Genomic DNA, 22045 nt, shown 5'->3' on the forward strand with positions numbered 1-22045 from the left:
AGAAATATCAGGTGGTTATTGCGGCGGGGTCCCACCTCTTCCCATTCCGAATAGAGAAGTTAAGCCCGTTTGCGCCGATGGTACTGCAATGCAATGCGGGAGAGTAGGTGGCCGCCTTCTTTTATGAGAGCCTTGAAGATAAATCTTCAGGGCTCTTTTTTTGTTGATAGGAGGTGATGTTGTTGGGTGATGAGTGTTGGGTGTTGATGAAGTGTTGAGAGGAGGGGGAATGGGATATTATATTGGGCTAATGAGGGGTCAGTCCTAAAACCCAGTTGCAAGTCTACCCTCTTAAGCACATAATTTCATAAGTATTTATTACCTTTGCATCATGAAGAGTCACCAATTATTACGTTGCATCTTTCCAGATGTACTTGCCGACTACTTTGATGTGGTCGATATTCAAGAGAGTGTTTCTCAGTTTGATTTTTGGCTTGACGAGCGTAATTTTATGGAAAAGTCAGACCATAAGTTAGGCACCGTAAGCAGTTATGGTTTTACCAGCGAGCGTGTTATTCAGGACTTCCCCCTTCGTGGCAAAGCAGTTTACCTCCATGTTCGCCGTCGCAAATGGCGTGACAGTTCCAACGGAGAGATATTTACTTATTCATATGATGATTTGACGGCTGAGGGCAGTAAACTATCCCCCGAGTTCGTTTCTTTTTTAAAAGAATAGAATTGAGTCCACTGCAGAGAGCATCGCAAGTATCGGTGCTCACTATGGCGTAAATGGCAAGCTGTTATCCACACAGTACAAGGAACATCTCAGTGATTATCGTAGCTGGGATCAGTTAGATCATGCTCAAGACTGGCTATTGTTTGAAGACAACATAGGAGAGAATCTAAGTATTGATGAGACCTGTCTAAGTAGTGGCGAGGTTTATACTTTTCTGACCAACAAGGCGGGAAAGGGCAGAAAAGGGACTTTGGTAGCTGTGGTTAAAGGGACCAAGGCTGAGGACGTCATCCAAATTCTCAAGACGATAAACCTTTCTAAACGGGAGACTGTCAAAGAGATAACACTCGATTTATCATCTTCTATGATGCGTATAGCCCGCTCTGTTTTTCCCAAAGCACTTATTACCAATGACAGATTTCATGTACAGAAACTATATTATGATGCTCTGGATGACATGCGTATCGCTTACCGATGGATGGCAAGAGATAAAGAGAATGAGGAGATAAAAGAAGCTAAAAGTAAGGGAAAGGAATATATACCATTTAGATACAGCAATGGTGACACGCGTAAGCAGTTGCTCGCCAGAGCAAAGTTCATATTGACCAAGCACAAGACCAAGTGGACTGAAACACAGAAAGGTAGGGCACAAATCATCTTTGAACATTATCCGACACTGAAAAAGGCATATGACTTGGCTATGAAACTTACCGATATTTATAACATCAAGAGCATCAAGGATGCTGCAAGGCTGAAGCTGGCAAAATGGTTTAATGAGGTTGAAGAGCTGGGAGTGGACAATTTCTACACAGTGATTGACACGTTTGAAAATCATTATCAAACCATACTCAATTTCTTTGTAAACAGAGCTACGAATGCAAATGCCGAGTCATTCAATGCTAAGGTTAAGGCATTCAGGGCACAGTTCAGAGGAGTCACAGATATTCCTTTCTTTTTATATAGGCTTATGAAATTGTGTGCTTAAGAGGATAGGCTTGCAACTGGGTTTTAGGACTGACCCCTAATGAGGCTAATTGGCATAATAGGGCTAATTCATTTATTTAATAAGGCTAATTAGACAAATAGATTTGATAGGGCAAATAGGCAGTAGGTTTAGTAAGTAGTGTTAAGGATGTTTAGAGATAATATTTAACGAGATAAATCGTTAGTATTTGGAGATTAATGATAATAAGAGGTAAGTCTTATCTTTAAAGGTATAAAAAGGAAGAACAATGATAGAAAGGAATAGTAATAAGGTCTTGGTGTCTGATTTGGATGTTGAGGATAGAATTAAGGGTGGGGATAATAATATCTCTTTTGATAAGTCTGAAACTATAAATAATGCTGAGGATACTATAGAAAGCCGTGAGGAGTCTATGAATAGTTATAAAGAGCCTTTAAATAGCAGAAAAGAACGACGGAGACAAAGAAGAGAGAAGAGAATTCAGGGATTAAAGGAGTCGAGGTCGTTTTGGCTTATTAGTACGATAACGAAATGGGCAGATAAGTATTTTTTAGATGCACTCCTTGGTTTTATTCCATCTGTTGGTGACCTCGTTTCTTCTGCTTTTGGTCTTCCTTTTATATATGTTTCTTTGGTAAAGGTGAGGTCAATCCCACTTACTTTAGCCATTATATATAACTATTTAGTAGATATACTTTTGGGAAGTATTCCTTTCTTTATAGGCGATGCTATCGATTTTTTCAGTAAGGCACACGTAAAGAATTTAAACTTGATTACACGCTATGTAGAAGGAGATAAGAAAACTATACGGAAAGTGAGGTCAAAGGCTTTGGTAACAGCGATTCTTATTATTCTTCTTAGTGTATTTATCTATTTTGTCTTCAGATTATTGATAGGCGTAACAGAATGGACTTGGAGCTTACTAGTGGCAATGTTTAATTGGCTAATAGCCTTATTAAATGGTTTATATAGCTAAATAGACGTTTTCGTTTGATATGCTGTTTTAATGCAACAGTTTATATTTTACAATTTATTTTCATGATTTTTTTTCATGGAAAGAAGTAATAAATCCTCGCAATGATAGCTCAATTATCATTGTGAGGATTGTTTATTTATACGTATATATCTCCACTGCGTTTTATAGCATATTTTTGATGCTTCCGTTAAATGCATAGATTAGAAATAGAATAAAGGCTTATACATTTGAGATGATCTTACAGGGGAGAGATAAGCTACAAGATATAATACAAAAAAGGCAAATTAATAATCTGTCTATCCATTAGCATGTCTTTCCGTCTTCTGCAAGCAACTTGTTCCCTTATCTATTGATGTTTGTAAATTGTTTTCATGTAAGTCAAAACCAACACATGCTCTTTTGGCTTCTAAAAGACGCCTAATTGACTTGCAGAAGATGCCCTTTAAGGTCCTTACTAACGCCCTTTTGAAGTCCAATTAAGCATCTTTTCTTGCATGACTTCATAAGTATTTGATTTCCTGTTGGTTGTAAACTTGCTTTTTACACGTGTTTTTGCCTTTACTTATAGCTGTTTTCTTTGAAATTATGTAATGATTTTTTAAGTCTTATCTGCATATTTTCGAAGTAGTAATAAAGAAAAGATTTTTAGTGTTGGAGGGTGATAATAGAATAGACAGTTGACATTCTTGGCTATGCTTTTGTTTAATGAATAACTTTGGTTCTTCCGTTAAAACTATATGAAAAGCATCTAAGCATTTAACGGGAAAATCATATTTTTATCTTTAAAATCTTATTATTATAGGAAATTATATTGTTTTCTCCTCAATATTTAATACTTTTGTAAAAGACTAAATCTATGTAGAAGGATGGTATGATGTTGAGGATATGATACCTGAATACTACTTAAATTAAAACTATAAATTAGATGATTATGAAAAAGTCATTGTTGTATCTGCTCGCTTTACCAGTACTTATGTTGTTATTGGCAAGCTGTCATAGTGAAGAGGACGATTTTATTGATAGACCAGATCCGAAGAGTCTTATTATCAAAGGTGTTGCCAGAACTTCAGGAGGTCAGCCGTTGCCAAACATAGAAGTGAAGTTGGATTTTAGAGAAGCATCTTTGGTTGCTACTAAGGTACGCCATAAGGCAAAGGCTACGACTGATAAAGATGGCAGCTATATTATGTTCTTCAATTTAAGTGATGAAGAATTTAAGCATTTGACCACTTTTGTCGGAGATGTTAGTGTCTCATACAATTTGCAACTTACATTAGATTTGAATAAATTAGATGATAAAGAATATCTTTTACCTTCAGATGATTCAGCGGTGCGTGATCCGAAAGAAAAGAAGCTTTTCTACTACGCTTATAGACCACAAGGAAAGTTACAACTCGGAAAGGTTTACGAAGAAAACATATTTATCCCTCGCAAGGAGCTGATGAATGTAAGGGTAGAAAGCAATGGGACAATAAACGAAAAGGATAAGTTTGCTGTTAGGAATAGGATTAAGTATGGTTTGGAAAGTCAGATGCCTGATCAGTTCGATACTGAAGGTGGACTGGTTGATTTCTACAGACCAGTAAAATTGAAGAATACTCATAGTCAACTTATTCAGATTACTTGTGCCATAGCAGAAGGAAGTAAGATTGCTTTGTACCGTATTCCAGAAGGAGAGTATAATTATAAGCAGTTCTCATCAGAGGTTGAAGTGCCTGTGACGTCGTCAGGAGGAGAGTTGATACTTAGGACTTATTAGGTTTATCTTCGGTGCCTGTTATAGTTTTAGCTTGTTTTTTTATTGATATAGAAACAAATATAGGGACTAATTTCTTAGTCCCTATCATTTTTTATTTACTTAATGTAGAATATTATTTCCTTTGGAATCTTAACCCATTTGTTATTGACCACAATCTTCATTGTGCTACCCTCGATTCGTGTTAGCGTGTATGTACCATTAGAATTACGCTTAAGTTCGGCTTTGAGATCTTCACTACCATAGTCATTGATGATGGTTAAGATAGCCTTTCTCCCTTTTATGGTAGCATCAGAGATAATCCACTTACGAGTATCACGTACTGCACCAAAGTAGCCTGGAACCTCTCCGAATATCTCTTGTCGTGGTACGGTAATATTGTTATGATAGAAATCAATATCCATCCACACTTGAAATTCATCATTCACAAGATGCGCTTTAAAGATAGAGTCATTATTCTGTGCTATCTTTCCTGTTTTTGAAGGAGAATTTTCTGTCTTTGTAGTGGATAAGTTACTTTGAGCGGACATGTTGGTTGAAAAAGCCAACATAGCCATTATTGTCAGTACAATCTTTTGTTTCATGTCTATGAATGTTGGTTAATTGCAAAGTTAATGATTTTAATTAATTAATACTATGAATTCTTTAAAAATGTACGGATTAAATTGTTGCTTTACTTATTTTGTATTACCTTTGTAGCGGTATGTATCAAATGTTTTAAAGGAGAAGATGTTGTTTCCAGATTATATTTTTGAGACCAGCTGGGAAGTATGTAATAAGGTCGGAGGAATTTATACAGTACTTTCTACTCGTGCAAAGACATTACAAGAAAAGATAAAGGATCATGTTATCTTCCTTGGTCCTGACTGCTGGCAAGAGACACCGTCCCCTTACTTTAAGGAGGATAAGAAGCTATTTGCTGAATGGCAGCAGAAAGCCGCCTCTGAGGGACTATCAGTAAAGGTTGGACGTTGGGATATCCCTGGTGAGCCAATTGCTATGCTTATTGATTTTCAGTCATACTTTGCTCATAAAGATGAAGTTTATGGTGAGCTTTGGGAGTATTATCGTGTTGATAGTCTCCATGCCTACGGTGATTATGACGAATCTGCTATGTTTGCTTATGCTACGGCACTGGTCGTAGAGAGTTTCTATAGATTCTATCTTAGTGAAAAAGATAAGGTTGTCTTTCATGCAAACGAATGGCAAACAGGCTTTGCCGCACTTGTATTACAGCATCGTCTGCCACAGATAGCATCTATCTTTACAACTCATGCAACGGGTATTGGTCGTAGTATAGCAGGCAATAACAAGCCATTGTACGAATATCTCTGGGCATATAATGGCGACCAGATGGCTTCGGAGTTGAATATGGAGAGTAAGCATTCTATTGAGAAGCAGACAGCTCACCATGTTGATTGCTTCACGACAGTGAGCGATATTACCGCAACAGAGTGCAAAGAGTTGCTTGATAAACCTGTTGATTTGGTTCTTCCAAATGGTTTTGAAAACGACTTTGTACCAAAGGGTGCAACCTTCACAAAGAAGCGCAAGGCAGCGCGTAAGCGTTTGCTTGATGTTGCCAATGCGTTGACAGGTGACGATATACAAGATGATGCGTTAATCGTATCAACCAGCGGACGATATGAGTTCCGCAATAAAGGTATTGATGTGTTCATAGAATCAATGAACCGATTGCGTTTTGATGAAAACTTGAAGAAGCAGGTTGTAGCCTTCATTGAGGTTCCAGGCTGGGTAGCAGGTCCTCGTCAGGACCTTGTAGAGCGTCTCGACAGCGGCAAGCAGTTTGATACACCATTGGAGAAGCCTGTACTTACGCACTGGCTCCACAATATGGACCATGACAATGTACTAAATATGCTCACTTCTCTCGGTATAAACAATGCAAAGGGAGATAAGGTGAAGGTCATCCTCTTGCCTTGCTATCTGACAGGTGATGATGGCATTATGAATATGAGCTATTATGACCTCATATTGGGTAACGACCTCTGTGTCTATCCTTCATACTATGAGCCATGGGGCTATACACCATTAGAGGCAATAGCCTTTAAGGTACCTTGTATTACAACCGACCTTGCTGGTTTCGGTTTGTGGGCAAATACAGAGAAGGGAAAATATAGCGAGATAGAAGATGGTGTGAAAGTATTACATCGTACAGATTATAATAATTCAGAGGTAGCTGATGGTATTAAGGATACCATAGCCCGTTACTCTTGCTTTACGAAGACGGAGGTGAACAAGTGTCGTTCAAATGCCGAGAAGCTCTCTCGTAAGGCTCTTTGGAGTGAGTTTATCATCTATTATGAGCAGGCTTACGACATAGCATTAAAGAAAGCAGCTGCAAGAAACAAGTGATAACTGCTTAGTAACAAAATAACGAAATAACAGTCAAAACTATAATAAGTTATGAAAATTAAATCAGATTATTCCAACGAACCTCAGTGGAAAGAGGTAACTGTAAAGTCGACTCTGCCAAAGGAACTGGCATGTCTTGATGAGCTTGCTCACAATATGTGGTGGGCATGGAATTACGAAGCGCGCAACATGTTCAAAGCTCTTGATGAGGAACTCTATGAAGAGGTTGGACATAATCCAGTCCAGCTCCTTGAGCGTCTTAGCTATGACCGTAAGGAAGCTATCGTAAAGGACAAAAAGCTGATGAAGCAGGTGAGTGATGTCTATAAGAAGTTCCGTACTTATATGGACGTTAAGCCTAACAAGAAGCGTGCTTCTGTTGCTTACTTCTGTATGGAGTTTGGTTTGAATCAGGCTCTAAAGATTTATTCTGGTGGTCTTGGTATCTTGGCAGGTGACTACATTAAAGAGGCTTCTGACTCTAACGTAGACTTCTGTGCTGTAGGTTTCCTCTATCGCTTTGGTTACTTCACACAGAGTCTTTCTATGGACGGCCAGCAGATTGCTAAGTACGATGCACAGAATTTCAACTCTCTTCCTATTGAGCGTGAGCTTGATGAGAATGGCAATCAGGTTGTTGTTGATGTACCTTACCGCAACTATATGGTACACGCACTTGTATGGCGTGTGAATGTTGGTCGTATTAAGCTTTACTTGCTCGATACAGACAACGATATGAACTCTGAGTTCGACCGTCCTATCACTCACTCTCTCTATGGTGGTGACTGGGAAAACCGTTTGAAGCAAGAGATTCTGCTCGGTATCGGTGGTATTCTTACTTTGAAGAAATTGGGTATCAAGAAGGATATCTATCACTGCAATGAAGGTCATGCGGCACTTTGCAACCTCCAGCGTCTTTGCGACTACATTGAGAGTGGCTTGACATTTAATCAAGCTATGGAGCTTGTACGTGCCTCATCACTTTATACCGTTCATACTCCTGTACCAGCAGGTCACGACTACTTCGACGAGGAACTCTTCGGCAAGTATATGGGTGATTATCCTGCAAAACTTGGTATCTCTTGGGATGAGTTCATCGGTATGGGTCGTACCAATCCTGATGATCACAGCGAGCGTTTCTGTATGAGTACTTTCGCTTGTAACACCTGTCAGGAGGTCAATGGCGTATCAAAACTTCACGGTTGGGTAAGCCAGAAGATGTTTGCCCCATTGTGGAAGGGTTATTTCCCAGAGGAGAATGCTGTAGGTTATGTTACTAATGGTGTACACCTCCCAACATGGACAGCAACAGAGTGGCGCAAAGTTTACGATAAATACTTTGATGAGAGTTTCATGAGCGACCAGAGCAATGAGTCAATCTGGCACGCAATCTATAATGTTCCAGATTCAGAAATCTGGGAAACACGTATGGCATTGAAGCAGAAACTTATCAAGTATATCCGCGATAAGTTCACTAAGCAGTGGCTCCGCAACCAGGGTGACCCAGCTAAGGTCGTTTCTATCCTTGAGCGTATTAATCCTAACGCATTGATGATTGGTTTCTGCCGTCGCTTTGCTACTTACAAGCGTGCACACTTGCTCTTCACTGACCTTGAGCGTTTGGAGAAGATTGTAAACAACCCAGAGCGTCCAGTTCTGTTCTTCTTCTCAGGTAAGGCTCACCCTGCTGATGGCGCTGGTCAGGGACTTATCAAGCGTATCTTTGAGATTTCACGTATGCCACAGTTCCTCGGTAAGATTATCTTCCTTGAGGACTACGATATGCAGTTGGCTCGTCGTCTCGTTTCTGGAGTTGATATTTGGATGAACACACCAACTCGTCCACTCGAGGCAAGTGGTACATCTGGTGAGAAGGCAGAGATGAACGGTGTTGTTAACCTCTCAGTACTTGATGGCTGGTGGGTTGAAGGCTACCGTGAGGGAGCTGGATGGGCATTGCCAGAGAAGCGTACCTATCAGAATCAGGGCTATCAGGACCAGCTTGATGCAGCTACTATCTATGGTCTGCTTGAGAATGAGATTGCTCCTCTCTACTTCAATAAGAATCAAGATGGCTACTCAGAGGATTGGGTAAAGGTTGTAAAGAACTCTATTGCAACTATCGCTCCTCACTATACAATGAAGCGTCAACTTGATGACTACTATGACAAGTTCTATGAGAGTCAGGCTAAGCGTTCTCATAAGCTCGAGGCTAATGACAATAAACTTGCTAAGGAGATTGCTCTTTGGAAGGAGTCTGTTGCTGAGCGTTGGGACAGCATCTATCTTGTTTCTAAGGACGAGGATGCACTGCAGGATATTGCTACAGGTCATAAGATTAAGGTTACTTACGTTATCGACGAGCAGGGCTTGAACAATGCAGTAGGTCTTGAATTAGTCTTCTTGAAGAATGCGCCAGTTGATGACGTAAATATCCACAAGGTAATCCCATTCAAGATGGTGAAGACTGAGGGTAATCACTATACCTTCGAGGCTACTTTCGATGCAACAGAGGCAGGTGCTTATAAGTACGCTGTTCGTATGTATCCTAAGAATGCTCTCCTGCCACACCGTCAGGACTTCGCTTACGTGAAGTGGATTGGATAAAAATAGTCTGAGGACTACTCAATAAATAAAAGCCATTCCTAAACTCTGAAAAGGGTTGGGAATGGCTTTTTTGTGTTTCTATGCTATTGAATTATTACTGGGTCTAATCTAATTTATAATGGTAATATGCTATTTCCCTCTATATGTTTACCATTTGTTTATCGCCTTCTGCTTATGCCTTTTTATACATCTTGCGATAACGTGAACCGATGTTAATGATTTTCTTTTCACGTTCTAACTGTGCTGTAAGTTGATAGGCGTAGGTTGTAGAAAGGTTCAGACGGCGACGGAGGTCGTTAACGGTGATTATCGGACTCTCTTCAAACAACTCTTTTAGTGCAGCGTTAACGGCTGATTTTATAGGCAGTGTGGATGTACCGTCTTTGTAGGTTTTGTTTTCAAAATCCATCTTTCCTAACGCTTCGTGAAAATCCTTATCGGGGCGGAACCTGATTTTGCGCACAGCAACATTACGGAGGTGGTGACGATGCGTCTTAGGGTCTTCATGTATGTCGCCTTTAAGGGCAAGCGAGAAGAAGCCGATGCCTGGCAGATGAACTGTATTCCCACTTTTTAGCTCCTCTACTAATTCTGTTTTTAATGCCGAGATAGTACCGAGAATGTCGGCTGTTGTGAGCGTTGTAGCTTGTTGGATATGCTGACAGATTCTCTCTATTCTCGTGACATCTTTCTTGATAGGTACGATTCTTAGTGCTTTACGTTGTGCGAGTTTACCGCTTGTTCTTAATAGTTTGTAATTTACAGTCATAGCTTTACGTTTGTAATAAGGGTTAATAATCATCTTTTTCGTGAGCCGTTAGTGTGTGAAACGAGTTTCTATAATCACATACTTTTAGCTTAGGCAGAATTCTTTTCACGAAAGAAAGAAATTATTTACGTGAAAATAAATATTTCTTTTCATGAAGAAAAATATTTTTTTCATGAAAATAATTCGTGATTCATGCTGCAAAGATACTGTTTCAATGGTTGCTTGGCAAGTATAAGCTATGTAGTAATGTCTGTATTTGTGCTTTTTTGCGTGGGTGTAGATTTGGGATGGGTAGGTAAAAGGGTAAAAGAAAAGCTCTCAGACCAGCGTGGGGTATGGTCTGAGAGCTATGGTTTGAAAGTAACCCCCTATTGATTTACTTTCCGAGTGTACTTTATAGAAGGGGGATGATAAATATATGTAATGATATAAAATACTTTTTTTACCACCCGAACTTGTATTGATGGCTACCGCTTGTCATTGCAGTTGGGAAACCATTACTATTGACAGTCCACGTAAAGTTGTTTTTGTTGCCGTTCTTATCAATAAGCTGTACAGGCAAGTTCTTAGTTGCTTTTCCAAGCAATCCTGCATAGTAGGCGTATTTCATTGCGCCAATGTCAATACCAAACGTTGTATTGAAGAGCATAATGTTACCCTTGTTCACTATAGGAGTAGGGGTGACAGTTGACGTATAAGCAACTTTGCAAGTATCTTTTTTTCTTGTTGTTGTTTGTGAGACGATAGTTGTTGTCTCTATTTCAGAGATGTTGCTATCTTTATAAGTCAAAGTAAATTTTTTGTAGTCATCTGCTGAATGGATTATATTAATTAGTTGGTCATTATCGTTATAAGTGAACCTCCATGTATCTTCCTTTGTATTTTCCTTTTGCTCTATCATGCATTCTCTAACAAAACCGTTTTTGTTCAGAAACATTATGTAGAACGTTGTATCTCCATTACGTTCTACTTTCATGAAGACATTTGGGATTACAATAGCACGTGTTTTTATGTTATCGTATTTGAAAGATACCGTTTCATCCTTAGTCTGAATACCTGTAACCAATCCTCTGTCATCTGTTTGGATAGTCATACTATCCACCTCTTTAGGCATGCCATTAGTGAATACCTTTGAAAGGTCAATTGTTACAGGATCTGGCCAGCCGTCAACAATCCAGTCATCATCGTTTTTGTTACTGCATGATGAAAAAAAAGAAGTTGCACCTATTACTGCTGCAGTAAGAAGTGCGATTGTAATAGTCTTTTTCATTGTCCTTTTTTGTGTTATAATTAGTAATTGGCACATTCTTGTCAACTTATTGGCTTGTGCTTTTGTTCTCTGTTGCAAATATATAAAAAACTTTCTTCAATGACCCGTTTCTATACTATGATTTTATTAGTTTGGGGTGAAAAAGCCAGCAATTAGCTTTATATCATAGCTTCGCTTTGTTCTGTGTTTCTTTTAAATATTTACTAATTTGCTTGGTTGATAAGATTCACCACAACCTTTACCATTATATCCTTTTCCTCTGTTTTACTCTCAGCAATCATTAGGGTGAGGGCAACAAGTGTGTTGTCGGCAATTCGTTTGGTACCATCGGGGCGATAGAGGATAGCGTTGTTGTTCATAAACCATAGGAAGAGGGTGGCTGCAATGCGCTTGTTTCCATCGCTGAACGAGTGGTTCTTAGTGACAAGATAGAGAAGCATAGCTGCTTTCTCCTCCACACTCGGATAAAGTTCCGTACCATTAAAGGTCTGATAGATTTGTCCGATAGAACTTTTGAAGGACTCATCCTTTTCATTACCAAAGAGTACAGAACCACCAAACTTCTGTCGAAGCATATCTATCTCGTGCATAGCATTCTCGTATGTAGCATGGAAGGGTTCTTCTTTGGTGGTCTTAGCGATATGGAGTCGCTGGTAATCATAGTTATCGAGCGTGTCGAGTGCGTATGTATAGTCTACTACAACATCAAAGAGCGCGTTACTTTCATCTGTTGTCTTTGTGGGTTGTTGCTGGATAGCTCTGCCTAATACTTGTATGAGTTGGCGCAGTTCTGCAATCTGATGTTTGCGAATGTTCTCGTTGATAGCATAGCCTTTGACAAGATATTGCTTAAGAACAGAGTTTGCCCATTGGCGGAAACGAGTAGCATTCTTACTGTTCACACGGTAGCCTACAGAAAGGATAGCATCTAAGTTATAATATTTCGTATTGTAACTTTGTCTACCATCGTTACCCATGTGTTCCAAAATGGAACATGTGCTTTCTTCGGTTAATTCCTCTGAAGCATAAATATTCTTCAAGTGCTTTGTTATGGCTGGTCTCTTTGTACCAAATAGTTCAGCTATCTGTTTCTGTGTTAGCCACACAGTTTCATGTTCCAACTTTACATCAAGTTGGGTCTTACCATCTTCACTTTGATAGATGATAATTTTGTCGTTTAGGTTTTCAGTCATGTTGTTTAGGTTTATAGTTGTTAGTCGATAGGCGAGGGATAGCTTAATCCCTCGTCAGTTTACGACTCATATAACGTACGGGATACCACACAGAAAGCCAGCCAACAAGGATAACTGTGAGGAAGATTGTAATGATATCTTCGGGGTGAACGCTAATAGGATAGGCATTGACAACAAAGTTTCCTGCTTGATCACCAAGCTGTACAAGACCGTATGTCTGTTGTAACCAGCAAAGTAATAAGCCAAGTGCAATACCAATGACAGCACCAGCAGCAGAAATCATTCTACCTTCAAAGAGGAAGATACGACGTATCTGACTATCTGTAGCACCGAGGTTACGCAAGGTGATGACATCATTCTTCTTGTCGATGATGAGCATAGAGAGTGAACCAATGATGTTAAAGCATGCCACCATGAGGATAAACGTGAGGAAAATATAGGCAAAGAGCTTCTCTATACGCATGATATTAAACGTGTCAGCTTGCTGTTCATAGCGGTCTAACACCTTATATTTATCACCGAGAAGGGTTTGTATTTCGTCCTTGGTTTTGTCAATATCGACACCAGGTCTCATGCGTAATTCAAGTGAAGTAATCTCTCCCTGTCGGTTGAAGATACGACGTGCGAACTCAAGGGAGGTGATAATATACCCCTTATCATACTTCAGCTGCTTCACTTGGAAAAGTGCTCCTGGCGATATCAATGAGTCTTTTACAAAGGCATTTGTTGGGTCAGAAGCATCATACTGTCCCTCACGTTGGGGCGCATAGATGTGTAAGTAGTCTGGCCATGCAACTCCAGTACCGAGGTCTTGTGCCAATCTAATACCGAGAACGCCATATTGCAGGTTGGCTGTATGAAGTCTGAAATCGCCCTCACCATATAGAATATTGCTGATATGTGTCAGCGAGTCGAAGTTATCTTCCACACCCTTCACGTTCACCATTGCCTGTTTATCATGATAGACAGCCAATGCTTGGTCCTCCACACACTCCGTAGCAACCTCTACAGTGGGCAGATGTTTTACTTTTAGGAGCAATGGATCGTTAGCTGTCATAGCCTTACCCTTCGTAGCTTCAACCTTAATTTGTGGGTCAAAGTTGGTGAAGAAGGATGCAACAAGGTCGGAGAAGCCATTAAATCCACTTAATACAACGACCAATGCCATGGTTGCCACCGACACACCGAGTACGGAGATGAGGCTGATAACGTTAATGGCATGTGTGCTCTTCTTTGAGAAGAGGTAACGGCGAGCAATGTAAAAAGGGAAGTTCATGATGGGTGATGGGTGTTGAGTGTTGGGTGATGAGGGATAGGGTGTTGGGTGTTGAATGATGGGTGTGTAGGGTGTTGGGTGTTGAATGTTGGGTGATGATGAATTGATAAATGGGGAGGGTGGGTTTCTTAATAGGCTTTGGTACCTATCTACTAATCGTCAATACCAACCTCTTAATACTTATCAACAATTCATCAACACCCAACATTAAACACCCATCACCCACCTCCTACTTCTTTAGTAACTCATCAATGCGCTCCAAATAGTCGAGGGAGTCGTCAATGAAGAAGCGTAGCTCTGGGATGATACGCAGCTGATTATGCACACGCTGACCTAAGTCGTAGCGGATAGTCTTCTCATTAGCATTGATGTTTTTCAGTATTTCATCGCCCTTTTCAGATGGGAAGATACTGAGGTAGGCGGTACAGATACTGAGGTCTGGACTCACCTTTACACGTGTTACACTAACCAAAACACCATGCATCATACGTGTCTGTGTTTGGAAAATACTTGCTAACTCTTTCTGAAGGAGGCGTGATATGCGGTTTTGTCTTGTCTCTTGCATTGTCTTATCTATTTATTGTTTTATCCTGCAAAGGTACTGAAAGTTTGAAAAACCCACAAACTTTTATGCTGAAGTGTGGGGTGGGGTGATGGGTGTTGGATGTTGGGTGGTGATGAAATGTTATGGTGGGTGATAGTTGTTGGGTGTTGGTTGGTGATGAAATGTTATGGTGGGTGATAGTTGTTGGATGTTGGTTGGTGATGAAATGTGATTGTGGGTGATAGTTGTTGGGTGTTTGGTGGTGATGAAATGTTATGGTGGGTGATAGTTGTTGGATGTTGGTTGGTGATGAAATGCGGATGTTTGAGGATGGAAGTTGGGCTTTGGATGTTTAGTGTTGAGGCTCCGCACATGTTGTGCGAACGCCCCGCACGTGTGGTGCGGATGGTAAGCACCAGTGGTGTTGAGGGCTAAACAAATTGCTATCGGTTATGAAACTAAATGCAACGAATGGATTATAAAATCGTCATATTTATCCCTTTGTGGTAATTACTCCCCTCTCCTTTCGGAGAGGGGTTGGGGGTGAGGCTTTGGGGGAGAGTTTTTTATTTCTTCCTAATCAGCGTTAAGCCATCGCGTAATGGGAGAATAACCTTTTCGATTCGGTCGTCTTTAGCAATAAAGTCATTGAAACGGCGGATGCCAATCGTTTGTTGGTCGTGGTCGTAGGCTGGGTCGATGACGTGCCAATCCCACAATGTGTTGTCAGCGAGGATATAGCCACCGGGACGGATGATGGGCAGCAGTTTCTCATACACCTCCGTATAATATCGTTTGTCACCATCAACGAAAGCCATGTCAAACATAATCCCCAACTTTGGAGCCTCTTCTGCCGCATCACCGATGCGAAAGTCAATCTTATCCGCAACAGGCGATCCTTCAATCCATGGACGGGTGAAATCTTCCATCTCGTCATTGATTTCAAAGGTATAGAGTTTGCCCCCTTCCTCCAATCCCTCTGCCATACAGATAGCCGAGTATCCACTGAAAGTACCCACTTCGAGGATATTCTTAGGACGTATCATCTGTACAAGCATCTTCAAGAGACGACCTTGCAGGTGTCCGCTTGCCATACGTCCGTGAATAGTATGAATATTTGTGGCACGATAAAGGCGGTATAGATAATCGCCTTCTGGGTCGATATGCGAGGCAAGATAGGCATCGCAGCCCGCCTCATCGGTGAGGGAAGTATAGGTGTTGGTTGTTGGCATGGCTTATAATGGTGATGATGAGCGTTGAAAGGTTATAGGAGTGACAAAGCCTCTATAGCCAATCTGTAGCTGTTAAGACCAAAGCCCTGAATAGTTCCCTTGCAAGCTGGGGCAATCATTGAGTGTCGACGGAAGTCCTCACGGTCGTTAACATTACTGATATGCACCTCAATCACTGGCGTTTGTAGAGAGCGGATGCAATCTAAAAGCGCAATACTTGTATGCGTATAAGCCCCAGCATTGAGGATAATGCCATCATATGAGAAGCCAGTCTCCTGCAGTTTGTTGATGAGTTCGCCCTCAACATTACTTTGATAATAGTCAATGGTACTGTTAGGGTAGCTTTCACGTAGTTGTGAAAGGAAGGTGTCCATAGACATACTACCATATATTTCAGGTTCACGCACCCCTAACAGGTTCAAGTTAGGACCATTAATAATGATTACTTTCATATCTCTTTCTTCTCAAATATCGTTTTTTAATGTATCTTTGCATGTAAATTGCAGTATGCAAAAATAAGAAATTAAATGGAAACAGGCAAGAATTCAAAGGATATTGTCAGCCGTTACCGTCGTTATCTGAAGTTAGAGAAAGGCTACTCGGCTAATACGTTGGATGCTTATATGCGTGATGTGGATAAGCTCTTTCGCTATCTTGCTGTGGAACAGGTCGATGTGTTGGATGTGAAGTTAGAAGATTTAGAACACTTTGCAGCCTTTATCTCCGACCTTGGCATTGGTCCTCGCTCTTTGGCACGCATTCTCAGTGGGGTGCGCCAGTTCTATCGTTTCCTCGTTATTGATGGTTATTTGGAAGTAGACCCGACTGAGTTGTTAGAGTCGCCAAAGCAACCTGACCACTTGCCAGAGGTTCTTTCCACAGCAGAAGTTGACCTCTTAGAGCAGGCGATAGACCTGTCAAAGTGGGAAGGACACCGCAATCATGCCATTATCGAAGTCTTGTTCTCTTGTGGACTGCGTGTGTCAGAGCTCACCAATCTAAAGCTTTCCAACCTATATATTGAAGAACAGTATATCCGAGTGATGGGTAAAGGTTCGAAGGAACGCTTGGTGCCAATCTCACCGCGTGCTTTAGATGAACTAAACTATTGGTTTGCCGATCGTAATGTAATGAAAATCAAACCCGGAGAGGAGGACTATGTCTTCCTAAATCGCCGTGGACATCATCTTACTCGTACGATGATTCTCATCATGATTAAGCGATATGCGGTTGAAGCTGGTATCAAGAAAACAATTTCTCCACACACCCTTCGTCACTCCTTTGCCACTTCCTTGCTCGAAGGTGGTGCCGACTTGCGTGCTATTCAGGCAATGTTAGGACACGAAAGTATCGGTACAACAGAGATTTATACCCATATTGATACCTCCACGCTACGGCATGAAATTCTCGAACATCACCCTCGTAACATCCAGTATAATGAACGTCAGCAGATGGACTTATTGACAGAATAATCTTTATTGATACTTTGTTAAGATATAAAAAATAAAAAAAACGGATTGCGTAACGGATTTTTATGTATCTTTGCGCCATAAAACTAATATTACAATAACAAACAACGTTTAAGATGAAAATCAAACATTTATTCTTAATCGTCTTACTCTTTGTCACTGGAATGGTCTCTGCGCAGCAGATGGGACCTATCCCTGTGAATAAGAATGTAAGACAAGGTAAGCTCAGCAATGGCTTAACTTACTACATCCTTCACAATGAATGGCCAGAGCATGTAGCTAACTTCTACATTGCACAGCGCGTTGGTTCTATTCAAGAGAACGACAACCAGCGTGGTTTGGCTCACTTCCTTGAGCACATGGCATTCAATGGTTCAGAGCATTTCCCTGATTCTACGCTCCTCGAATTCACCCGTTCACTTGGTGTTGAGTTCGGTAGTAACTTGAATGCTTACACCAGTATCGACCAGACTGTCTATCGTATCTGCGATGTGCCAACAACTCGTCAGACAGCACTCGACTCTTGTCTGTTGATTCTTAAAGACTGGTCAAACGGCTTGACACTTGCTGACAAGGAGATTGATAAGGAGCGTGGCGTTATTCATCAGGAGTGGCAGTTGCGCCGTACACCAGTGATGCGAATCTATGATGACGTTTTGCCTAAGTTCTATCCTAACTCAAAGTATGGTCATCGTATGCCAATCGGTTTGATGAGCATTGTTGATAAGTTCCCTTATCAGGACCTCCGCGACTACTATAAGAAGTGGTATCGTCCAGATAACCAGTGTATCATCGTTGTTGGTGATATCGATGTAGACCATACGGAGAACGAGATTAAGAAGCTTTGGGCAAACTCTACTGTTCCTGCCAATGCTGCACAGGTTGTAGAAGAGGCTGTGCCAGACACTAAGGATGCTATCTATGTGTTTGGTAAGGATAAGGAGATGCCTTACAGCCAGGTTGGTTTCAGTATGAAGCATGACGTCTTCCCTGACGCACAGAAGGGCGATATGTACTACTATGTAGACTCTTATGCAAAGAACATCATCACTATGATGCTCAATCAGCGTCTCTCTGAGTTGGCTCAGAAGGCTGACTGTCCTTTCACTGGTGCTTATTCTTACGATGGCGATTATATGCTTTCTAAGCCAAAGGCAGCCTTCAATATGGCAGCTGATGCAAAGGAAGGCAAGGACCTCGAAGCACTTGCAGCTATCTATCGTGAGGCACAGCGCGTTCGTCTTTATGGTTTTACAGCAGGCGAATACGACCGTATGAAGGCTGAATACCTCTCTCAAATTGAGTCAGCTTACGTAAACCGTAATAAGATTAAGAATGCACAGTATGGCGATGAGCTCCGTGATCACTATCTTGCTAACGAACCAATCCCAAGTAAGGAGGATGATTATCAGATTATGAAACAGTTGGTTGAGATGCCTGCATTGAACGTTGACGTTATCAATAAGTATGCACAGGAACTCATCACGGATAAAGACAGCAACTTCGTAGCTTATGTATTCGCACAGGAAAAGGCAGGTGCTACTTACCCAACAGAGGCTCAGATGGCACAGACAATCAATTCTGTACGTGCTGAGAAGATTGAACCATACGTTGACAATGTAAAGCAGGAGCCTCTACTCGATGAGAAGAAACTCCCTAAGGCTGGTAAGATTGTTGGCGAGAAGGAGAATAAGGTGCTTGGTTATAAGGAGTTGACACTGAGCAATGGCGCACGTGTTATTCTGAAGAAGACCGACTTCAAGGACAATGAAATTCAGTTCCAAGCTTCTGCGAAGGGCGGTAAGGGACTCTATGGTAAGGCTGACTTTAGCAACTTACAGCTCTTTGATGCTGTCCTCGGTTACAGTGGTTTGGGTAATTTCTCACGTCAGGAATTGCAGAAGGCACTCTCTGGTAAGCAGGCTTCAATGGGCTGCAGCATGTCAAACTACTATCAGACAGTATCTGGTTCATGTGTTCCAAAGGACATTGAGACGATGATGCAGTTGCTTTACCTCAACTTCACCAATATTGCTAAGGACGAAGATTCTTACAAGGCATTGATGGCACAAATGGAGTTGGCACTGAAGAACAAGGACCTCTCACCTGAGAGCGTATTCGGTGATTCGCTCAGTTTGACTATTTATGGTCACGAAGCACGTTTCGCTCCAATGACATTGAACACATTGAAGAACGTTAATTATGACCGTATCTTACAGATTTGGAAGGAGCGTTTTGCTAATCCTGGTCAGTTCGTTTACTATTTTGTAGGTAACTTTGATGAGGCTACAATCCGCCCATTGATTGAGAAGTACATTGCATGTCTGCCTAAGGGTAAAGTTGAGAATTGGAAGGAAGTGCCAAGCTATGTGAATGGTAAGGTCGTTAGTAAGTTCACAAATAAATCTGAAACACCAAAAGCGATTGCCTTCGAGATGTGGCATGCGCCAATGGCTTACACGCTTGAGAACGACGTTCTTACTGATGCTGCAGCTCAGGTGCTCTCAATGGTTTACTTGAAGAGCATTCGTGAAGATGCCAGCGCAGCTTATTCTGTAAGCGCAAGCGGCAGGTTACGCCGTCTTGGTAACAAGGCTGTCGCTATTGTTCAGAGCTACTGTCCGATGGATCCAGAGAAGGCTGAGCTTGCTGTTAAGCTCCTTGCTGAGGGTATGAATGACAACACTGTCAAGATGGATGCCGACAAGGTTCAGAAAGTTAAGGACTTGATGCTGAAGAATGCAGACCTTGCAGCTAAGAATAATGGCGCATGGATGAGTGTTCTCTATACTTATATTATGACAGGTGTAGACTTCCATACTAACTACAAAAAGACCATTGAGGCTATCACTCCAGCTAAACTTGCTGCTCACTTGAAGCAGATTGTAGCAGCTGGTAACCATGCTGAGGTGGTAATGACACCTGCGAAATAATACGTATTTTGTGTTTGAAAAAGGACTCTCATGGGTCCTTTTTCTTTCAACAAACTACCAACAGCGAATTATTTTCATGAAAATAAATATTTATTGTCGTGAAAATAAATCTTTCTCTTCATGATAAAAAATCTTTTTCTTCATGAAAAGAATTTGTAGGAGATGGCTTTTTATCATTTAAAAGAAAGAGAGTCCATTTGTCATTTCTGGCGAATGGACTCTCTTTCTTTGGTCGATAAAATGCTTGTAGAACCTATCGATTTTACGATGTCTACTTTTTATGCACACGGAACTATCATATTTCTTTGTATTTATATACTTCATTAGTATAGATAGAGAGACATCAGTCTTTATTGTCGGCAATCATATACGAACAGTATTTATTGAGTAAATCATTCAATAACAAATCACCTTTCAGGTAACGGTCAGCATCAAGCTTTGTAACTCTTTCGCGTATAGGCTTCTTAGCCTTAAATAATGCATGAAGATATGGTACGCCATTTTCCTCTGTTATGTTCACGTCTGTGAAGAATTGAGTTAAATCTTCTTTGTCATAAACGATGGAATAGCTTGGTCGTTTTGCGCCAGGTATACTTTCTACAAGGATATTCTTGTCAACCAGATCTTGGATGTCACGAATGGCAGTGTCCTTCGAACATTTTGCTAACGTTGCCCATGTCTTTGATGTTATCTTTGCCTCATAGCCGTCAAGGAATAGATTGAGCATTTGTGTTTGTCGTTCTGTCATAGGCACAGCCGATGCTTTCTGCCAGAAGAAACTCTTGTTTAAGATTGTTGTGACGGTGGCACCAGCTTCGTCAAGTGCATCTACCAATTTCTGCATATACCACACTAACCACTCCGTAACGTCGCCATCTCCACGCTGCATACGTTCGAGAATGTCATAGTAGTGCTTCTTATCCTTGTTTATCTGTGATGAAATATTGTAGAAACGGAACCTACTTTTCTCGCCACGTGCCAAGAGCATATCTGAAAGAATACGTGCTAATCGTCCGTTTCCATCCTCAAATGGATGAATGCTTACAAACCAGAAATGAGCAATGGCAGAACGTATGACACTACTTACAGGTTCTTCTTTATTAAACCATCTGAGGAACTTTTGCATTTCTTCTTCAATACGGTCTGGAGAAGGAGCAATATAGTGAATTTTCTCGCGTCCAAACATTCCGCTGACTATATGCTCCTCGTTTGTTCGGTACTGTCCAATCTCTATCTGGCTACCTTCACTATAGCCAGAAGGGAAGAATGCAGCTTGCCAAGCATATAATCTTTCTTTTGTGAGAATCATATCATAATGCTGTACAGCTTCGAGCATTACGTTGACAACAGAGTCAACATAGTGAGATGGTGCAGTATGTTTTACGTTCTCAATCCCAAGTTTTCTTGCTATGGAAGAACGGACCTGATCCACATTGAGGCGGATGCCTTCAACTTCTGAAGAATACACTATATCATAAGTAAGGTTCTCTGCCATAGCATGTATTTTGCTGTCAAAGCCTAATGAAGCCAATCTCCCGTAAAGCAAACCCTGTTTACGGAATACCTCTTCTTGGAGTAGTTCCACCTTTGAAGTGTCCCAACGGAAGTCAGTCCAATTGTCTCTTTCGTGTATATACATCATCCTTATTATATCATTTATGCGGCAATTTATGTCTCATATCGTCGCAAATTATGCGACAAAAATACTTAAATAATGCCGAAACTCCAAATAATTTCTCAAATAACGCATATTTTGCGACGTTCTTGGAGAGTAAATGTAGGATAGCTATATCGTCATCCTCCATCATTTAACACCTAATATCTGCTGTTCATTACCACCCAATATTTGGCTCTTCCGTTAAATATGTAGATTGTTAATAGAATGAGATTAATCCACATACATGATAATCTTACCTCCAATTAGATGGTTTTATAAAGGGAGATAAACTACATGATAAATGTAATTAGGTGCGATGTCTATCTGTCATCTACAACCTGATTATT

17 protein-coding genes and 1 rRNA gene are annotated in these 22045 nt (G+C 40.9%); 9 read left to right on the forward strand and 9 right to left on the reverse strand.

All coding sequences use genetic code 11. The features are described from left to right. The first annotated feature begins 7 nt into the window (after positions 1 to 7). From rrf to J4861_RS12210, 5 genes are all read left to right on the forward strand, one after another. A 5S ribosomal RNA gene (rrf, locus tag J4861_RS12190) occupies positions 8 to 120 on the forward strand. 211 nt (positions 121 to 331) lie between these two features. Next, positions 332 to 676 carry an ISAon1 family transposase N-terminal region protein gene (locus J4861_RS12195; RefSeq protein WP_211813866.1) on the forward strand — a complete coding sequence of 115 codons (345 nt, stop codon included), beginning with the start codon at positions 332 to 334 and terminating at the stop codon, positions 674 to 676. Between the two features lies 1 nt (position 677). Continuing rightward, positions 678 to 1661, forward strand: a complete 984-nt coding sequence (locus J4861_RS12200; protein WP_428842164.1) for an ISAon1 family transposase — start codon at positions 678 to 680, stop codon at positions 1659 to 1661. Between the two features lie 247 nt (positions 1662 to 1908). Beyond that, positions 1909 to 2616: a DUF4112 domain-containing protein gene (locus J4861_RS12205; RefSeq protein ID WP_249110855.1), complete on the forward strand. Its 708-nt coding sequence runs from the start codon at positions 1909 to 1911 to the stop codon at positions 2614 to 2616. A gap of 931 nt (positions 2617 to 3547) precedes the next feature. Further along, entirely contained in the window at positions 3548 to 4375 is an 828-nt protein-coding gene (locus tag J4861_RS12210; RefSeq protein WP_211817051.1) for a hypothetical protein, read from the forward strand. A gap of 95 nt (positions 4376 to 4470) precedes the next feature. On the opposite strand, the gene J4861_RS12215 is transcribed toward J4861_RS12210, so the two are convergent. Beyond that, on the reverse strand, positions 4471 to 4956 hold the full coding sequence (locus tag J4861_RS12215) for a hypothetical protein (protein ID WP_211817052.1): 486 nt from the start codon (positions 4954 to 4956) through the stop codon (positions 4471 to 4473). Positions 4957 to 5101: 145 nt separating this feature from the next. Between J4861_RS12215 and J4861_RS12220 the strand changes: the two genes are divergently transcribed. Both J4861_RS12220 and glgP read left to right on the forward strand, forming a co-directional pair. Beyond that, positions 5102 to 6748: a glycogen/starch synthase gene (locus J4861_RS12220; RefSeq protein WP_211817053.1), complete on the forward strand. Its 1647-nt coding sequence runs from the start codon at positions 5102 to 5104 to the stop codon at positions 6746 to 6748. A gap of 51 nt (positions 6749 to 6799) precedes the next feature. Then, entirely contained in the window at positions 6800 to 9355 is a 2556-nt protein-coding gene (gene glgP, locus J4861_RS12225; RefSeq protein ID WP_211817054.1) for an alpha-glucan family phosphorylase, read from the forward strand. A gap of 172 nt (positions 9356 to 9527) precedes the next feature. Here the strand turns inward: glgP and J4861_RS12230 are convergent, their stop codons facing one another. From J4861_RS12230 to aroQ, 7 genes are all read right to left on the reverse strand, one after another. Beyond that, positions 9528 to 10157 (reverse strand): HU family DNA-binding protein, encoded by a 630-nt coding sequence (locus J4861_RS12230; RefSeq protein WP_487247511.1) that lies wholly within the window; start codon positions 10155 to 10157, stop codon positions 9528 to 9530. Between the two features lie 409 nt (positions 10158 to 10566). After that, positions 10567 to 11394 carry a DUF4595 domain-containing protein gene (locus J4861_RS12235; protein ID WP_211817055.1) on the reverse strand — a complete coding sequence of 276 codons (828 nt, stop codon included), beginning with the start codon at positions 11392 to 11394 and terminating at the stop codon, positions 10567 to 10569. Between the two features lie 203 nt (positions 11395 to 11597). Beyond that, entirely contained in the window at positions 11598 to 12587 is a 990-nt protein-coding gene (locus J4861_RS12240) for a virulence RhuM family protein/type II toxin-antitoxin system death-on-curing family toxin (RefSeq protein ID WP_211817056.1), read from the reverse strand. Positions 12588 to 12630: 43 nt separating this feature from the next. Beyond that, positions 12631 to 13863, reverse strand: coding sequence for an FtsX-like permease family protein (locus J4861_RS12245; protein WP_211817057.1), 1233 nt, complete (start codon positions 13861 to 13863; stop codon positions 12631 to 12633). A gap of 229 nt (positions 13864 to 14092) precedes the next feature. Continuing rightward, positions 14093 to 14428 carry a 30S ribosome-binding factor RbfA gene (gene rbfA / locus J4861_RS12250; RefSeq protein ID WP_004361056.1) on the reverse strand — a complete coding sequence of 112 codons (336 nt, stop codon included), beginning with the start codon at positions 14426 to 14428 and terminating at the stop codon, positions 14093 to 14095. 545 nt (positions 14429 to 14973) lie between these two features. Further along, positions 14974 to 15639, reverse strand: a complete 666-nt coding sequence (locus J4861_RS12255; protein WP_211817058.1) for an O-methyltransferase — start codon at positions 15637 to 15639, stop codon at positions 14974 to 14976. Between the two features lie 32 nt (positions 15640 to 15671). Next, positions 15672 to 16091, reverse strand: coding sequence for a type II 3-dehydroquinate dehydratase (gene aroQ, locus J4861_RS12260; RefSeq protein WP_211817059.1), 420 nt, complete (start codon positions 16089 to 16091; stop codon positions 15672 to 15674). Between the two features lie 75 nt (positions 16092 to 16166). Here aroQ and xerA point away from each other — a divergent pair, with 75 nt between their 5' ends. After that, positions 16167 to 17111, forward strand: coding sequence for a site-specific tyrosine recombinase/integron integrase (gene xerA / locus J4861_RS12265; protein WP_211817060.1), 945 nt, complete (start codon positions 16167 to 16169; stop codon positions 17109 to 17111). A gap of 113 nt (positions 17112 to 17224) precedes the next feature. Continuing rightward, on the forward strand, positions 17225 to 20041 hold the full coding sequence (locus J4861_RS12270; RefSeq protein ID WP_211817061.1) for a M16 family metallopeptidase: 2817 nt from the start codon (positions 17225 to 17227) through the stop codon (positions 20039 to 20041). A 343-nt stretch (positions 20042 to 20384) separates the two neighbouring features. Here the strand turns inward: J4861_RS12270 and J4861_RS12275 are convergent, their stop codons facing one another. Beyond that, entirely contained in the window at positions 20385 to 21680 is a 1296-nt protein-coding gene (locus tag J4861_RS12275; protein ID WP_211817800.1) for a Fic family protein, read from the reverse strand. Positions 21681 to 22045: the final 365 nt, after the last annotated feature.

The organism is Prevotella melaninogenica (assembly GCF_018127925.1).
GTDB classification, from domain to species: Bacteria; Bacteroidota; Bacteroidia; order Bacteroidales; family Bacteroidaceae; genus Prevotella; species Prevotella melaninogenica_C.

What these genes read in the sequence shown, in the direction of transcription:
- xerA (WP_211817060.1), top strand. Translation starts at nt 16,167, where the DNA reads ATGGAAACAGGCAAGAATTCAAAGGATATTGTCAGCCGTTACCGTCGT.
- rbfA (WP_004361056.1), bottom strand. Translation starts at nt 14,428, where the DNA reads ATGCAAGAGACAAGACAAAACCGCATATCACGCCTCCTTCAGAAAGAG.
- J4861_RS12215 (WP_211817052.1), bottom strand. Translation starts at nt 4,956, where the DNA reads ATGAAACAAAAGATTGTACTGACAATAATGGCTATGTTGGCTTTTTCA.
- J4861_RS12230 (WP_487247511.1), bottom strand. Translation starts at nt 10,157, where the DNA reads ATGATTATTAACCCTTATTACAAACGTAAAGCTATGACTGTAAATTAC.
- J4861_RS12195 (WP_211813866.1), top strand. Translation starts at nt 332, where the DNA reads ATGAAGAGTCACCAATTATTACGTTGCATCTTTCCAGATGTACTTGCC.
- J4861_RS12235 (WP_211817055.1), bottom strand. Translation starts at nt 11,394, where the DNA reads ATGAAAAAGACTATTACAATCGCACTTCTTACTGCAGCAGTAATAGGT.
- J4861_RS12240 (WP_211817056.1), bottom strand. Translation starts at nt 12,587, where the DNA reads ATGACTGAAAACCTAAACGACAAAATTATCATCTATCAAAGTGAAGAT.
- J4861_RS12275 (WP_211817800.1), bottom strand. Translation starts at nt 21,680, where the DNA reads ATGTATATACACGAAAGAGACAATTGGACTGACTTCCGTTGGGACACT.
- glgP (WP_211817054.1), top strand. Translation starts at nt 6,800, where the DNA reads ATGAAAATTAAATCAGATTATTCCAACGAACCTCAGTGGAAAGAGGTA.
- J4861_RS12205 (WP_249110855.1), top strand. Translation starts at nt 1,909, where the DNA reads ATGATAGAAAGGAATAGTAATAAGGTCTTGGTGTCTGATTTGGATGTT.
- J4861_RS12245 (WP_211817057.1), bottom strand. Translation starts at nt 13,863, where the DNA reads ATGAACTTCCCTTTTTACATTGCTCGCCGTTACCTCTTCTCAAAGAAG.
- J4861_RS12210 (WP_211817051.1), top strand. Translation starts at nt 3,548, where the DNA reads ATGAAAAAGTCATTGTTGTATCTGCTCGCTTTACCAGTACTTATGTTG.
- J4861_RS12220 (WP_211817053.1), top strand. Translation starts at nt 5,102, where the DNA reads ATGTTGTTTCCAGATTATATTTTTGAGACCAGCTGGGAAGTATGTAAT.
- J4861_RS12270 (WP_211817061.1), top strand. Translation starts at nt 17,225, where the DNA reads ATGAAAATCAAACATTTATTCTTAATCGTCTTACTCTTTGTCACTGGA.
- J4861_RS12255 (WP_211817058.1), bottom strand. Translation starts at nt 15,639, where the DNA reads ATGCCAACAACCAACACCTATACTTCCCTCACCGATGAGGCGGGCTGC.
- aroQ (WP_211817059.1), bottom strand. Translation starts at nt 16,091, where the DNA reads ATGAAAGTAATCATTATTAATGGTCCTAACTTGAACCTGTTAGGGGTG.